The sequence below is a fragment of the Cellulosimicrobium sp. NPDC057127 genome (assembly GCF_042670945.1).
Classification (GTDB): Bacteria; Actinomycetota; Actinomycetes; order Actinomycetales; family Cellulomonadaceae; genus Cellulosimicrobium.
Genome location: NZ_JBHUUP010000002.1, coordinates 149,391 through 163,809, shown reverse-complemented (window position 1 = coordinate 163,809; position 14,419 = coordinate 149,391). Strand labels below are relative to the sequence as shown.

Below are 14,419 nucleotides of genomic sequence, written 5' to 3'. Positions count from 1 at the left end.
GCTGCTCGTGGGCGCGGTCGAGGTCACGCCGACATGGTGCCAGGCTCCGCGCCGATCCGCCAGCACGTCGGCCCAGCGGGCGCACCGGGACGGCGGGTCAGCGGACGGACACCTCGACGTCGTGCCGGCCGCTCGCGCCGTCGGGGACGGGCGGGGCGACGTCCGCGGTCTGCACCGTGCCGTCGGCGTCGGTCGCCCGGACCGTGAGCCGGTGGTCCCCTGCCGTCGCGTCCCACGCGAACGACCACTGCCGCCACGTGTCCGGCCCCACCGTCTCGGCGAGCGTCGCGGCCTCCCACGGTCCGTCGTCCACGCGCACCTCGACCGCCGCGATGCCCGTGTGCTGCGCCCACGCGACGCCCGCGACCGTGACGCGGCCGGCGTCCAGCGCGGCGCCGGCGCGCGGCGTGTCGATGCGGGACGCGAGCTTGATCGGCCCGCGCTCGGACCAGCCGCGCGTCGACCAGTACGCGACGTCGTCGGCGAACGTGGTGACCTTCAGCTCGGTGACCCACTTGGTCGCCGACACGTACCCGTAGAGGCCGGGGACGACGAGGCGCGCCGGGAACCCGTGCGCGGGCGGGAGCGGCTCGCCGTTCATCCCCACGGCCAGCAGGCACGCGCGGTCGGGGTCGGTGAGGACGTCGAGCGGCGTGCTGGCGGTCCAGCCGTCCGCGCTCGTGGACAGCACCATGTCCGCGCCCTCGCGCACCCCCGCGCGGGTGAGCAGCTCGCGCACCGGGTACCCGAGCCAGCGCGCGTTCCCGACGAGGTCCCCGCCCACCTCGTTCGACACGCACGTGAGCGTCACGTGGTGCTCCACGAGCGGCAGGGCGAGCAGCTCGTCGAACGTGATCTCGAACGGCTCCTCGACGAGCCCCGTCACGCGCAGCGTCCACGAGTCCGGGTCCACCTGCGGCACGCGCAGCGCCGTGTCGATGCGGTAGAAGTCGTCGTTCGGGGTGACGTACGGGACGAGACCCGGGATCTCGAGGTCGGCACCGGGCGGCACGGGCGGCGCGGGGACCGCCGGCGCCGGCAGCCGCAGCGCGTCCCGCGCGGCGGTGACGACGCGCGTGCCCGCCACCACGGCGCGCGAGGCCGCGAGCGCCACCACGCCGCCGCCGACCGCGAGACCGCTGACGAGCAGGAAGCGCCGACGGTCCACGCCTCCCGTCCCACGGGCCGGCGCGGGCCGGTCGTCGACGCGCCCGGGCCCGCCCGTCGGTCGCAGCGTGCGGATCTGCGCCCGCAGCAGCAGCACCGCCACGGCGACACCCACGAGGCTCGGCAGCGCCCACGCGACGTCGGCCCCGGGGCGTGCCGCGGCCACGACGGCACCGACCGCGCCGACGGCGGCGAGCAGGACGGTGCCCGCCGGGGGACGACGCAGCTCGAGCCAGCCGCTCAGCGCGGCGCCGGCCGCGAGCACGACGCCCATCGAGGCGAGCAGCACCGCCTTGTCGGCCGTGCCGAAGGTGTCGATCGCCCAGTCCTTGAGCGGCGCCGGGACGACGTCGACGACGCCGGCTCCCGCGGCGAACAGCGGGCTCGCGCCGGGCGCCACGACGGCCGCGGCGAGCTCGGCGACCGCGAAGCCGACGGCGGCAGCGACGACGCCCGCGAGCGCCGCGAGCGTCCTCGCGCGGCGCGGCGCGGGCGCGGGGTCGGGAGCGGGGTCGTCGGGAGCGGCACCGTCGGGAGCGGGACGGTCGGTGGGGTCAGGCACGATCTCAGCCTCGCACGTCAGCCGACCGGGCGGGGCACGGTCGCGAAGCTGCCCTGACCGATCCAGCGCGGCACGCTGCGCCGGGCCGTGGGCGGCCCGTCGATCCGGACGGCCCCGCTGCGCAGGGCCTGCGCCCAGGACGCGTCCCCGCGCCAGATCCGCGTGAGGTCGCGCAGTCCCGATCGCACCACGACGGCGGGCTCGAGGCCCGGGTCGACGTCGCACAGGTCGACCTCGCGGTCACGGACGACGAGCCACCACCGGGCGACAGCGGGTTCCACGTCGTCGAGGCGGAACTCCACGACCGTGCGGCCACGGGGCCACGCGTCGACGGGGACGGTGCGGCGCACGTCCCAGAACAGCAGGTGCGGGTCGAGGTCCGCTTCCCCCAGCTCGCCGACCCAGCGCACGCCCCACGCCCCGAGCGCCTCGACGACCGGCGCGAGCTCCTCGCCGGCCGCGGTGAGCCGGTAGGCGGGTCGGCCCCCGTCGTCCCCGCGTCGGACGACACCTGCGCGCTCGAGCGTGCGCAGCCGCTTGGCGAGCAGCGCGGGCGACATGCGCGGGTTGCCGCGCCGCAGCTCGTTGAAGTGCGTGCTGCCGGAGAGGAGCTCGCGGACCACGAGGAGCGTCCACCGCTCGTCGAGCAGCTCCATCGCCTTGGCGACCGGGCAGAACTGGCCGTAGGTCGACATCGCGGCCTCCTCACCTCGGTTCCAGTGAACCGCCGTCGGGGGCTCCGCGGCCAGTGCCCGCCCGATCGGCGTGCTGCCGCGGTACAGATCCGGAACTGGATGCCGTCCGCGTCGCGGACGAGCCTGGACGCACGTGACCCACCACGGCCCGCGTCCGCGGGCACGAGACCAGGAGCAGCACCATGACGGACACCGTGGCCCTCTCGGACCTCAAGGCCAGGCACCGCGCGATGTGGGCGGCCGGCGACTACCCGGCCGTGGCGGAGGTGGTGCGACCGCTCGGCGAGGACCTCGTCGCGGCGTGCGGCGTCAGCGCGGGCCAGCGCGTGCTCGACGTCGGCGCCGGCACGGGCAACGCGGCGATCGCGGCAGCGCTCGCCGGGGCGGACGTCGTCGCGTCCGACCTCACGCCCGAGCTCCTCGACGTCGGCCGGCGCGTCGCCGCCGGCCGCGGCGCGGACCTCGCGTGGGAGCAGGCCGACGCCGAGGCGCTGCCGTACGGCGACGCGTCGTTCGACGTCGTGCTGTCGAGCATCGGCGCGATGTTCGCGCCCCACCACCAGGACTGCGCCGACGAGCTGGTCCGGGTCACGCGGCCGGGCGGGACGATCGGCCTCGCGAGCTGGACGCCCCGCGGCTTCATCGGGCAGATGTTCGCCACCATGAGGCCCTACGCCCCGGCACCGCCGCCCGGCGCGCAGCCGCCCCCGCTCTGGGGGGACGAGGAGCATGTGCGGGCCCTGCTCGGCGACCGGGTCCGCGACGTGCGCACGCAGGTGCGCACGCTGCCCGTCATGGGGTTCGCCGACGGCGAGTCGTTCCGGGCGTACTTCGCGAGCAGGTACGGGCCGACGATCGTCGTCCGTCGGTCGCTGGCCGACGACCCGGAGCGCCTCGCCGCGCTCGACGCCGCGCTGCGCGACCTCGCCGACCGCTCCCTCGACGCCGACGGGGCGATGGCGTGGGAGTACCTGCTGCTCGTCGCGACGCGCGCCTGAGGGTCAGCCGTCCCGGCGCGGCTCGTCGCGCGCCGGGACGGCCTCGCCCTTCGGCACGAGCGGGCCGCGCCAGACCGACGTCGTCGACGACTGGGCGAGCGGTCGCAGGACGAGCGAGTCGATGTTCACGTGGTGCGGGCGCGTGACGGCGAACGTCACGACGTCGGCCACGTCGTCGGCCGTGAGCGGCTGCTCCACGCCCGCGTACACGGCGTCGGCGCTCGCCTGGTCGCCGCCGTAGCGCGTGAGCGAGAACTCGGGCGTGCGCACCATGCCGGGCGCGATCTCGACGACCCGGACCGGCTCCCCGGCGAGCTCGAGCCGCAGCGTGCGCGCCACGCCGACCATCGCGTGCTTGGACGCGACGTAGCCGGAGCCGCCCGGGTAGCCGTCGTGCCCGGCGGTCGACGTGAGGAGCACGACGTCGCCGCGGCGCGACGCGCGCAGCAGCGGAAGGAACGCCTTCGTCACGCGCACCGTGCCGAGCACGTTCGTCTCGTACATCGTGCGCCACGCGTCGAGGTCGGCCGCGTCGACGTGGTCGACGCCGAGGGCGAGCCCGGCGACGTCGAGCAGCGCGTGCACGGGGCCGCGCGCACCGGCCTCCGCGACGAGGCGTGCAACGTCGTCGTCCGACGTGACGTCGCCGACGACCGGGTGCGCCCCCGTGCGCTCGGCGACCTCGGCGAGGCGGTCCGCACGTCGAGCGAACGCGACGACGTCCCACCCGAGCGCCCGCAGCCGGCGCACGCACGCCTCCCCGATGCCCGACGACGCCCCCGTCACCACCGCGCGCAGCGTGGCCGGGAGGTCGGGTCCCGCCGCTCCCGGTCGGGTCGGGTCGTGGGGCGTCGCGGCGTGGTCGGTCACGGCGCCACTGTGCCACGGTCCCGTGGCACCGAGCACCCCGGCAGGTGGGCGTACTAGGCTGGACGACGGACCGCGGGCCGCGTGCATTGGCCCGGCGGGGCGGCCCCGGATCTGGGCCGCGGGTCCGCCCGACGCGAGATGACGCGTCCAGCACAGCACCGTTGCCGACGCCCGCCCCGGGGCACGCTCCCCCGGACGGCACGGCCGTCGCGCGCCCCGACCCGCCGGAGAGAGACCCCGTGCCCCAGAACCGCCGTCCCGCCCGCCCGTCGCCGGCCGCCCGTGCCGGCGCCGCCGCGACCGTGCTCGTCCTCGCGCTCGCCGCGTGCTCCTCGGGCGACGTGGTGGGCGGCCCGGGGACCCCGGCCGACCCGACGCCGTCGGCCCCGGCCGACGGTGCCACCACGGTGACGTCGACCGACTACCCGCTCACGCTCGACGACTGCGGGTTCGAGGTGACGTTCGACGCCGCGCCCGAGCGCGTCGTGACGATCAAGTCGAGCACCACGGAGATGCTGCTCGCCCTCGGGCTCGGCGACCGGATCGTCGCGACCGCGTTCCCCGACGGGCCGGTGCCCGAGTCCCTCGCCGACGCCGCGGCGCAGGTCCCCGCGGTGGCCGACCCGATCTCGGACCAGGTGCCGGGCGCCGAGGCCGTGCTCGCGCTCGAGCCCGACCTCGTCTACGCGGGCTGGGAGTCCAACCTCACCGCCGAGGGCGCGGGCGACCGCGGGACGCTGGCGCAGCTCGGCGTCGCGACGTACGTCTCCCCCGCCGCGTGCAAGGCACCCGGCTACATGCCGGACCCGCTGACGTTCGACGACCTGTTCGCCGAGATCACCGAGGTCGGCGAGATCTTCGACGCGCAGCAGGCCGCCGCCGACCTCGTGGCCGAGCAGCGCGCGACGCTCGAGGGCGTCACGCCCGACGACCGCGACCTGACGGCGCTGTGGTACTCCTCGGGCGACGACATCCCGTACGTCGGCGCCGGGGCCGGCGCGCCGCAGATGATCATGGACGCCGTCGGGCTGGAGAACGTCGCGGGCGACGTCGAGGACACGTGGACGTCGTACGCGTGGGAGGAGGCGATCGCGGCCGACCCCGACGTCCTCGTGCTCGTCGACGCCGCGTGGAACACCGCCGCGTCGAAGATCGAGCGCCTGGAGTCGAACCCGGCGACGGCCGAGATGACCGCGGTGCGCGAGGGCCGGTACCTGACCGTCCCGTTCCCGGCGACCGAGGCGGGCGTGCGCACCGTCGACGCCGTCGTGGACCTCGCGGCGCAGCTGGAGGCGCTCGACCGGTGACCGCCCCGACCACGCGTGACGACGCCACCGCGACCGCGGCGGCAAGTGCGCGCCCGCGGCGCGGCGCGGCCTGGTGGCTGCCGGTGGGCCTCGTCGCGCTGCTCGTCACGGTCCTCGTGGCCGTGACGCTCGGGCCCGCGGACCTGTCCGTCGGCGACGTGGGGCGGTCGGTCGCGACGCACCTCGGGCTCGGCGGGCTGCTCGGGCTCGAGCCCCTCGGGGCGCTCCAGGACGGCATGGTGTGGCAGCTGCGGCTGCCGCGCGTGCTCACCGCCGCGGCCGTCGGTGCGGGGCTCGCGGTGTGCGGCGTCGTCATGCAGTCGCTCACGCGCAACCCGCTCGCCGACCCGTACCTGCTCGGGCTGTCGTCGGGCGCGTCGCTCGGCGCGGTGCTCGTGCTCGTCGTCGGGTGGACGGTGCTGCTGCCCGTCGCCGCGTTCGGCGGCGCGGTCGCGGCGCTCGTGGCGGCCCTCGCCCTCGCGGGCGCGGTCGGGACCATCACGCCCACGCGCACCGTCCTCGCCGGCCTCGCGGTGAGCCAGCTCGCCGCCGCCGCGACGAGCTTCGTCATCTTCTGGTCCGCGACCGGCGACTCCTACCGCGAGATCCTCTCGTGGCTCATGGGCTCGGTCGCCGGCGCGACGTGGACGTCCGTCGCCGTCGCGGGCCTCGCGACCCTCGTGCTGGGCAGCCTGCTCGCCTCGACGGGGTCCGTCCTCGACGCGTTCACGTTCGGCGACACCGCCGCGGCCGCTCTCGGCATCCCGGTCGCGCGCGTGCGCTGGCTGCTGCTCGTCGGCGTCGCGCTGCTCACCGGTGCGCTCGTGTCCCAGTCCGGGTCGATCGGGTTCGTCGGCCTGATCCTCCCGCACGCGGTCCGGCTGCTCACGGGCGCGCGGCACCGGCTGCTGCTGCCTCTCTCGGCGCTGTTCGGGGCGACGTTCCTGGTCTGGGCCGACACGCTCGCCCGCACGGTGTTCGCGCCACGCGAGCTGCCCGTCGGCATCGTCACCGCCGCCGTGGGCGCCCCGGTGTTCGCGCTGCTGCTGTGGCGCGGGAGGAGGACGGCATGACGGACCTGCGCACCGACCGGGACCCGGCGCGCGTCGGGGTCGCGCCCGACACGCGCCCCGGAGACGGGCTCGACGCCGCGCGCGTCTCGTGGTCCGTCGAGGGGCGGCTCGTCCTCGACGGCGTCGACGTCACGGCGCCTCGTGGCGCGGTGAGCGGGCTGCTCGGACCGAACGGGTCCGGCAAGTCGACCCTCCTGCGCGTCCTCGCCGGCGTCCAGGCACCGGACGGGGGCCCGGTGCCCGCTCGGGTCCGGTTCGCGGGAGAGGACCTGCTCGGGCTGCCGCGCCGCCGCCGCGCACGCGTCCTCGCGCTCGTCGAGCAGGACGTCACGACCGACCTGCCGCTCACGGTGCTCGACGCCGTCCTCCTCGGCCGCATCCCGCACCGCTCGCTGCTCGCGGGCGACTCGGCCGCGGACCGCGCGATCGCGCACGACGCGCTGTGCACCGTCGGGATGGAGGCGTTCGCTGACCGCGAGGTCGCGACGCTGTCGGGCGGCGAGCGCCAGCGCGTGCACATGGCCCGCGCGCTCGCCCAGGAGCCCGAGCTGCTGATGCTCGACGAACCCACGAACCACCTCGACATCGCCGCCCAGCTCGACGCGATGCAGGTGCTGCGCCGCCTCGCCGGCGCCGGCGTGACGGTGCTCGCGGCCCTGCACGACCTCACCCTCGCGGCACAGACGTGCGACCACGTGGTGCTGCTGTCCGGCGGGCGCGTCGTCGCCGCGGGCGACGTGCACGACGTGCTCGTCCCCGACGTGCTCGACCCGGTCTACGGCGTGCGCACCGACGTGCTCGCGCACCCGCGCACCGGGCGCCCCGTCCTCACGTTCACGCCGCGCGGCTGAGCGGCCGTCGCGCGGCAGTCCGGTCGGTCCGGGCCTGTCCTGGTCGGTACCACTCAGGACCGGTCCCGCTCAGAAGCCGCGCAGCCGCTCGAGCTGCACCCGCACGGTCACCGAGTAGTCGGCGTGGAACGCGTCCGGCGTCGTCCCGAGGTCGCGGATGTCGTCGGCGTACTTCTCGTCGTACGCGGCGCGCTCGGCCGGCGTGAGGCCGGCGTCGTCGACGGCCGCCGTGCCGGTGAGCACGACGACGTCCCCGCCGGAGGGGGTGCTGTTGAGGTGCAGCGCAGCGCGCGGGTTGGCCCGCACGTTGCGCAGCTTGGCGGTGCGCGGCTGGCTCTGGAGCACGACGTCGCCGCCGGCGCCCCACAGGAACCAGACCGGCGTCGGCTGCGGCGTGCCCTCCGGGTCGACGGTGACGAGCCACAGGACCTTCTCGTCGGCGAGCCGGGCGGCGGCGCGGCGGCCGAGCTCGGTACCGGGGTCGAGGACGGCGCTCATGCCGCGCTCCCGAGCCGCGGCAGCTCGATCGCCGGGCAGCGGTCCATGACCATGTCGAGCCCCGCGTCGCGCACGCGCCGCGCCGCGTCCTCGTCGATCACGTCGAGCTGGAACCACACCGCCCTCGCGCCGATCGCGACCGCCTGGTCCGCGACGTCCCCCGCGAGCTCGGAGCGGACGAAGACGTCGACGACGTCGACCGGGAACGGGATGTCCGCGAGCGAGGCGTAGCCCTGCTCGCCGTGCACCGTCTCGGCCGACGGGTGGACGGGCACGACGCGCTTGCCGTGCTGCTGCAGCACGCGTGCGACGCCGTAGGCGGCCCGCGCGGTGTTGTTCGACAGGCCCACGACGGCCCACGTCCCGGTGTCCTGGAGGACCCGGCGGATCGTGCCGTCGTCGGTCGGCTGGCTCGTCGCGTGCTCGTCACTGGTCATGCCCGTCACAACGGTCGGCCCGCCGCGCCCATTCCGCGCCCGGCCCGGACCGCGGCACGACCGGCCCGGCGTCACGCCACGGCGACGACGAGCAGCGTCGCGGCGAGCGCACCGGCGGCGGTGCGCACGTGGTTCCACGCGAGCCACCGCGGGACGAAGGTGGCCCACTCGGTCCCCGGGTCGGCGGCGGCCTCGAGCCGGTCGTTCAGGGGCACGTTCCCCACGCCGGTGATCCCGAGGATCCCGACGAGCGCGACGACCGCGCCCGCGACGGCCCACGCGGCACCGGGCTCATCGCCGACGAGGCCGACGACCGCCGCGCCCGCGGGCAGGAGCACGGACGCCGCGAGGAGCAGCATGAGCGGCGGCCGGACGGCGGTCACGTTGATCGACCGCATCGCCGTCGCGCCGGCGGCGGGCTCGAGCCGGCGCAGCCCGGCCATGACGAACGCCGAGAACGCGTACAGCACGCCGCCCGCGAGGCCGGTCGCGACCGCGGCCGCGACGACGAGGACGTCGTACCCGCTCACGACCGACCTGCCGTACCGGGAGCGACGGTCGTGACCGACCAGGCGGCGGCCTCGCGCCGCGCGAACTCCCCGACGTCGCGCGGCGCCCGCCCGAGCACGCGTCGCACGTCGTCCGTGACGTGCGCACCACGCCCGTCGAGCACCTCGGTGAACAGGTAGTCGAGGAGCGCGACGGCGTCGTCGGGCACGCCCTCGGCCCGGAGGGCGGCGGTGAACTCGCCGTTGCTGATCGGCACGTACGCGACCGGGCGCCCGCTCGCTGCGGCGATCTCCGCGACGGCGTCGGCGAAGGTCATGAGGCGCGGTCCGGTGAGCTCGTGCACCTGGCCTGCGTGCGCGTCGTCGGTCAGGGCGGCGACGGCGACGTCGGCGACGTCCTCCAGGTCGACGAACGGCTCGGCGACCTGGTCCACGGGGAGGGCGACCACGCCGTCGTGGACGGCGTTGAGCAGGAAGCTCTCGCTGAAGTTCTGGGCGAAGAACGCGCACCGTACGACGGTGCGGGCGGGGAACGCCCGCGCGACCATCGCCTCGGCGCGCTGCGCCTCCGTCTCTCCCCGGCCGGAGAGCAGGACGAGGCGGCGGACGCCGGCGGCGCGGGCGACCTCGGCGAGACGCGTGACGGTCTCCGGCGCTCCGGGGACGGCGAGGTCGGGCGCGTACGCGACGTAGACCGCCTCGGCGCCGGCGAGCGCGGGGGCCCACGTCGCCTGGTCCTCCCAGTCGAACCGGGTGGTCCCTGGGCCGGCGCCGCGCGAGGTGCGGCGCACGGGCAGGCCGAGCGCGTCGAGGCGGTCGGCCACGCGGCGGCCGGACTTCCCCGTGGCGCCGAGGACCACGTACGCGCCCGGGCCGTCGGCGGGCACCGAGCGGGACGTCGTGGCGGGGTTCGGGATGGTGGCCTGCGCGGGCGTCGTGGTGGGGGCCGGTGTCGTCGTCATGGTCGTCTCCTGGGCTGCGGGGTGGATCCGGACGGGTTCCAGTCAAGCGACCCGCGTCGAGACGCTCCATCGTCGAACGGCTCGCGCGCATGCGCGATCGTCTTCCGAGTCGCCGACGCGCGGTCTACGCTCGCGTCATGGACGTCGTCGCCGGACTGCTCGACGGCCCGCGCGCGCGGGGCGCGTTCCTCCTGCGCAGCCACCTTCGGGCGCCGTGGGCCATGCGGATCGAGGACGAGGCGCCGCTGACGATCGTGCCGGTGCTGCGCGGGTCGGCGTGGGTCGGCCCCGGCGGCGGCGAGCAGGGGGTGCACGTCGGCGAGGGCGACGTCGTGCTGTTCCGCGGTCCCGAGCACTACGTGGTCGCCGACTCGCCGGCGACCGCGCCGCAGGTCGTCGTCGGCCCCGCGTCGGACATGTGCCGGGCCGTCGACGGCGGACCGTCGCCCATGACCGTGCTCGGCGTGCGCTCGTGGGGCAACGACCCCGACGGCGAGACGGTGATCGTCACCGGGACGTACCCGCTCGACGGCGAGGTCGGGCGCCGCATCCTGCGGGTGCTCCCCCAGCGCGTCGTGCTGCGTCGCGGCGACGTCGACGGCGCGCTCGTCGCGATGCTCGCGCGCGAGGTGGTGCACGACCTCCCGGGGCAGGAGGCGGTGCTCGACCGGCTGCTCGACCTGCTGCTCATCGCGTGCCTGCGCACGTGGCTGTCCCGGCCGGGCGCCCCGGGCTGGTACCGCGCCGACGCCGACCCCGTCGTGGGGGCGGCCCTGCGCCTCGTCCACCACGACCCGGCCCGCGCGTGGACGGTCGACGCGCTCGCCCGGGAGGTCGGTCTCTCGCGCGCGGCGTTCTCGCGACGGTTCACCGAGCTCGTCGGAGAGCCTCCCATGACCTACCTCACCGGGTGGCGCCTCGACCTCGCGGCGGACCTGCTGCTCCAGGACGGCGCGACCCTCGCGTCGGTCGCACGCGCCGTCGGGTACGGCACGCCGTTCGCGCTGAGCGCCGCGTTCAAGCGGGTGCGGGGCATGAGCCCGGCGGAGCACCGGGAGCGCGCCCGCGCCGCCTGACGCCGTCCTCCCGCCACCGCCGGCGGGCGACCCCCGGGATCAGCGGTCGACGGGCACGAGCTCCACGTCCCGCAGCGTGCCGTCGTCGACCGTCGCGGTCAGGTACGTGCACACCGGCTGGCGGCGGCGGTCCGTCGGCGAGCCGGGGTTGAGCAGCCGCAGCCCGCCGGGGGTGAGCGTGTCCCACGGGATGTGGCTGTGCCCGAAGACGAGCAGGTCCGTGTCCGGGTAGGCCGCGTCCGCGCGCCGCTCACGGCCGTCCTTGCCCCCGGTCTCGTGCACGACGGCGACGCGCAGTCCCTCGATCGTCGCGCGCGACACCTCCGGCAGCCGGGCGTGCAGGTCCGGCCCGTCGTTGTTGCCCGCCACGCCGACGAGCCGCGCCGCGCGGGCCTCGAGCGCGTCGAGCAGGTCCACGGTCACCCAGTCGCCCGCGTGGACGACGACGTCCGCGGCGTCGACCGCGCGCCACACCTGGTCCGGCAGCGCACGGGCCCGGGCGGGCACGTGGGTGTCGGCGAGCAGGAGCAGGCGGGTGGCCACGCGCCCACCCTAGGTCGCCGCCCCGGGACATGCTCCTGGCCGACGCGCGGTCGGACGCCTTGCGCCGACGGGTTCATGGGCGACGATGGACGGATGCCGCTCCCCCGCTGGGTCGCCCGGTCCAACAAGCACGTGCTCAACCCGCTCATGCTGCGCGTCGCCACCGGCGTCGGACCGATGGCCGTCGTGCGGCACGTCGGACGGCGCAGCGGACTGGACCGCCGCACGCCCGTCTTCGCGTTCGCGTACCGCGACGGGGGCCGCGTGCGCGTCGTCCTGGCCCTGACGTACGGGCCGGACGTCGACTGGGTCCGCAACGTCGACGCCGCGGGCTCGTTCGTCCTGGAGCGGCGCGGCGAGGAGTACGTCGTCGACGACGTACGGCGGGTCACGGGCGAGGACGGCGCACGCCTCGTCCCCGCGCCCGTGCGCGTCGCGCTGCGGCTCCTCGGCGTGGACGAGTTCCGCACCGGCCGGCTGCGCAGGAGCTGACGTGACGCTGCACGAGGGGGGCGCGCCGGAGGCTGCGCGCACGACGTCGCCGCTGCGGCTGCGCCCGGCACGGCCCGACGACGCCACGGCGCTGGGCGCGGTGGAGCACCGCTGCTGGACCGAGACCTACACCGACCTCCTGCCACCGGCGTCGTGGGAGGCCGCCGAGCCCGAGGCCGGCGCCGCCTGGTGGCACCGACGGCTGACCCGCCCGCCCCGGGGCGGGAGCATCGTGGTCGCCGAGGCGCACGGCGCGGTCGTCGGCTTCGCGATGTCGGGACGCCCGCACGTCGGCGCGCACGTCGCGCACCCGCCCGTGCGCGACCTCGAGCTCTACTCGCTCTACGTGCTCGCGGCCTGGCACGGGACCGGCGCGGGAGCCGCGCTGCTCGAGGCCGCCGTCCCGCCCGGGACGTCCGCGGAGCTCTGGGTCGCGGAGCGCAACGCCCGCGCCGTGGCCTTCTACCACCGGCACGGGTTCGCGGCCGACGGCACGCGCGAGGCGTCGGACCCGCGGTTCGGCGGCCTCGCCGAGATCCGTATGGTGCGCTGAGCCCGGCGCGCCCGGGCCTCCGTGAGGCTCGCCGGGGACGTGCCTGCGATGATGGCGGCATGGCACGCGACCTGTGGCTCACCGGCGACCCGGAGGCCGACCAGCTGCTGTCCAGCGACCCGTTCGCCCTGCTCGTCGGGATGCTGCTCGACCAGCAGGTGCAGATGGAGACGGCGTTCGCGGGTCCCGCGAAGATCGCCGGCCGCATGGGCGGGCTGGACGTGCGCCGGATCGCCGAGGCCGACCCCGAGGAGTTCTCGGCCATGGCCTCCACGCCGCCGTCGATCCACCGCTACCCCGGCTCGATGGCGGGCCGCGTGCAGGCGGTGGCGCGCGCCGTCGTCGACGACTACGACGGCGACGTGACGCGCCTGTGGACCGACCCCGCGCCGTCGGGCGACGCGCCCGACGGCGCACTCGTGCTGCGCCGGCTCAAGGCGCTGCCCGGCTTCGGGGAGCAGAAGGCCCGCATCTTCCTCGCGCTGCTCGGCAAGCAGTACGGCATGCAGCCCACCGGCTGGCGCGAGGCGGCCGGCGCGTACGGCGAGGAGGGGTCGCGACGCTCGATCGCGGACGTGACCGACCAGGGCTCGCTCGACGAGGTGCGGGCGACGAAGAAGGCGGCGAAGGCCGCGGCACGCGCGGCGAAGGGCTGAGGATGCAGGACTCGACGACCGGCACGACCGACCGGACCACCGACCAGACGGCCGAGCACGAGGAGCACTCCCGCGCAGGGACGTACTCCGTCCCGGGCAAGGAGTACACGCGCGACACCCGCTACATCGAGACGCGGGTCACCGCCGACGGGCGGGACGGGTTCCCCGTCGAGCCGGACCGGTACCGGCTCGTCGCGGCGCGCGCGTGCCCGTGGGCGAACCGGGCGATCATCGTGCGCCGCCTGCTCGGCCTGGAGGACGTGCTGTCGATGGGCCTCGCGGGGCCCGTGCACGACGAGCGCTCGTGGACCTTCGACCTCGACCCTGACGGCCGGGACCCCGTGCTGGGGATCGAGCGGCTGCAGGAGGCGTACTTCGCGCGCGACCCGCAGTACCCGCGCGGCATCACCGTCCCGGCCCTCGTCGACGTGACGACGGGCGCCGTCGTGACGAACGACTTCGCGCAGATCACGCTCGACCTGTCGACCGAGTGGGGCGCGTTCCACCGCGACGGCGCCCCGGACCTGCTGCCGGACGCCCACCGTGACGAGCTGGACGCGGTGATGCAGGACGTCTACACCGAGGTGAACAACGGCGTCTACCGGTGCGGCTTCGCCGGGTCGCAGCAGGCCTACGAGCGCGCCTACGACCGCCTGTGGCGCGCGCTCGACCGGCTCGAGGAGCGGCTCACGGACCGGCGGTACCTCGTCGGCGACACGATCACCGAGGCGGACGTGCGGCTCTTCACGACCCTCGTGCGGTTCGACGCGGTGTACCACGGGCACTTCAAGTGCAACCGGGAGAAGCTTACCGAGATGCCGGCGCTGTGGGCGTACGCGCGCGACGTGTTCCAGACGCCCGGCTTCGGCGACACCGTCGACTTCGTGCAGATCAAGCAGCACTACTACCGGGTGCACACGGACATCAACCCGTCCGGGATCGTGCCCGCAGGGCCGGATCTCGAGGGCTGGCTGAGCCCCCACGGACGCGAGGCCCTCGGTGGGCGCCCCTTCGGTGACGGCACGCCGCCCGGCCCGGTGCCCGACGCGGAGCGCGTACAGGCCGGGCACTCGCCGCTCGCGCCCTGAGCGCCCGCGCCCCGGGCCCTGGTGCGCCCTGGGCGCCGGCTCTACGCTGACCAGTGGCGGGCGGACCCGCCCGCCACCGGCT

General features: G+C 76.2%; 17 protein-coding genes. 9 read left to right on the top strand and 8 right to left on the bottom strand.

Annotation, left to right across the window (positions count from 1 at the left end):
• Positions 1–97: 97 nt before the first annotated feature.
• Together ACFTZA_RS02490 and ACFTZA_RS02485 are read right to left on the bottom strand one after the other, a co-directional pair.
• Positions 98–1,729: a molybdopterin-dependent oxidoreductase gene (locus ACFTZA_RS02490; protein ID WP_378190393.1), complete on the bottom strand. Its 1,632-nt coding sequence runs from the start codon at positions 1,727–1,729 to the stop codon at positions 98–100.
• Between the two features lie 17 nt (positions 1,730–1,746).
• Positions 1,747–2,424, bottom strand: a complete 678-nt coding sequence (locus tag ACFTZA_RS02485) for a winged helix-turn-helix transcriptional regulator (RefSeq protein WP_378190391.1) — start codon at positions 2,422–2,424, stop codon at positions 1,747–1,749.
• Between the two features lie 182 nt (positions 2,425–2,606).
• Between ACFTZA_RS02485 and ACFTZA_RS02480 the strand changes: the two genes are divergently transcribed.
• Positions 2,607–3,422: a class I SAM-dependent methyltransferase gene (locus ACFTZA_RS02480; RefSeq protein WP_378190389.1), complete on the top strand. Its 816-nt coding sequence runs from the start codon at positions 2,607–2,609 to the stop codon at positions 3,420–3,422.
• Between the two features lie 3 nt (positions 3,423–3,425).
• On the opposite strand, the gene ACFTZA_RS02475 is transcribed toward ACFTZA_RS02480, so the two are convergent.
• A complete protein-coding gene (locus tag ACFTZA_RS02475; protein ID WP_378190386.1) occupies positions 3,426–4,292 on the bottom strand; it encodes an SDR family oxidoreductase in 867 nt (288 codons plus the stop codon).
• Between the two features lie 239 nt (positions 4,293–4,531).
• Between ACFTZA_RS02475 and ACFTZA_RS02470 the strand changes: the two genes are divergently transcribed.
• The 3 genes from ACFTZA_RS02470 (at position 4,532) to ACFTZA_RS02460 (ending at position 7,523) form a co-directional block, all read left to right on the top strand.
• Complete coding sequence (locus ACFTZA_RS02470) at positions 4,532–5,599, top strand: putative F420-0 ABC transporter substrate-binding protein (protein WP_378190383.1); 1,068 nt, start codon at positions 4,532–4,534, stop codon at positions 5,597–5,599.
• 77 nt (positions 5,600–5,676) lie between these two features.
• The gene (locus tag ACFTZA_RS02465; RefSeq protein WP_378190764.1) at positions 5,677–6,672 is read left to right on the top strand and encodes a putative F420-0 ABC transporter permease subunit; all 996 of its coding nucleotides are present in this window, start codon (positions 5,677–5,679) and stop codon (positions 6,670–6,672) included.
• The gene (locus ACFTZA_RS02460; protein ID WP_378190381.1) at positions 6,669–7,523 is read left to right on the top strand and encodes a putative F420-0 ABC transporter ATP-binding protein; all 855 of its coding nucleotides are present in this window, start codon (positions 6,669–6,671) and stop codon (positions 7,521–7,523) included. The genes ACFTZA_RS02465 and ACFTZA_RS02460 overlap by 4 nt, the downstream gene beginning before the upstream one ends.
• 69 nt (positions 7,524–7,592) lie before the next feature.
• On the opposite strand, the gene ACFTZA_RS02455 is transcribed toward ACFTZA_RS02460, so the two are convergent.
• From ACFTZA_RS02455 to ACFTZA_RS02440, 4 genes are all read right to left on the bottom strand, one after another.
• Entirely contained in the window at positions 7,593–8,021 is a 429-nt protein-coding gene (locus tag ACFTZA_RS02455; RefSeq protein WP_378190379.1) for a TIGR03667 family PPOX class F420-dependent oxidoreductase, read from the bottom strand.
• Positions 8,018–8,458, bottom strand: coding sequence for a CoA-binding protein (locus ACFTZA_RS02450; protein ID WP_378190377.1), 441 nt, complete (start codon positions 8,456–8,458; stop codon positions 8,018–8,020). Before ACFTZA_RS02450 ends, ACFTZA_RS02455 begins: the two co-directional genes overlap by 4 nt.
• 71 nt (positions 8,459–8,529) lie before the next feature.
• Positions 8,530–8,988: an anthrone oxygenase family protein gene (locus ACFTZA_RS02445; protein ID WP_378190375.1), complete on the bottom strand. Its 459-nt coding sequence runs from the start codon at positions 8,986–8,988 to the stop codon at positions 8,530–8,532.
• Positions 8,985–9,929: an NAD(P)H-binding protein gene (locus tag ACFTZA_RS02440; protein WP_378190374.1), complete on the bottom strand. Its 945-nt coding sequence runs from the start codon at positions 9,927–9,929 to the stop codon at positions 8,985–8,987. The genes ACFTZA_RS02445 and ACFTZA_RS02440 overlap by 4 nt, the downstream gene beginning before the upstream one ends.
• 137 nt (positions 9,930–10,066) lie before the next feature.
• Here ACFTZA_RS02440 and ACFTZA_RS02435 point away from each other — a divergent pair, with 137 nt between their 5' ends.
• Positions 10,067–11,005, top strand: a complete 939-nt coding sequence (locus ACFTZA_RS02435; protein WP_378190373.1) for an AraC family transcriptional regulator — start codon at positions 10,067–10,069, stop codon at positions 11,003–11,005.
• A gap of 39 nt (positions 11,006–11,044) precedes the next feature.
• On the opposite strand, the gene ACFTZA_RS02430 is transcribed toward ACFTZA_RS02435, so the two are convergent.
• The gene (locus ACFTZA_RS02430) at positions 11,045–11,548 is read right to left on the bottom strand and encodes a metallophosphoesterase family protein (protein ID WP_378190371.1); all 504 of its coding nucleotides are present in this window, start codon (positions 11,546–11,548) and stop codon (positions 11,045–11,047) included.
• 93 nt (positions 11,549–11,641) lie between these two features.
• Between ACFTZA_RS02430 and ACFTZA_RS02425 the strand changes: the two genes are divergently transcribed.
• Genes ACFTZA_RS02425 through ACFTZA_RS02410 form a run of 4 tightly spaced genes read left to right on the top strand, consistent with a single transcriptional unit; the run spans position 11,642 to position 14,337 of the window.
• Positions 11,642–12,040, top strand: a complete 399-nt coding sequence (locus tag ACFTZA_RS02425; RefSeq protein WP_378190369.1) for a nitroreductase family deazaflavin-dependent oxidoreductase — start codon at positions 11,642–11,644, stop codon at positions 12,038–12,040.
• Between the two features lies 1 nt (position 12,041).
• A complete protein-coding gene (locus tag ACFTZA_RS02420) occupies positions 12,042–12,593 on the top strand; it encodes a GNAT family N-acetyltransferase (protein WP_378190367.1) in 552 nt (183 codons plus the stop codon).
• 59 nt (positions 12,594–12,652) lie between these two features.
• Positions 12,653–13,249, top strand: coding sequence for an HhH-GPD-type base excision DNA repair protein (locus ACFTZA_RS02415; RefSeq protein ID WP_378190365.1), 597 nt, complete (start codon positions 12,653–12,655; stop codon positions 13,247–13,249).
• A 2-nt stretch (positions 13,250–13,251) separates the two neighbouring features.
• Complete coding sequence (locus ACFTZA_RS02410; RefSeq protein ID WP_378190363.1) at positions 13,252–14,337, top strand: glutathione S-transferase family protein; 1,086 nt, start codon at positions 13,252–13,254, stop codon at positions 14,335–14,337.
• The last annotated feature ends 82 nt before the right edge of the window (positions 14,338–14,419 follow it).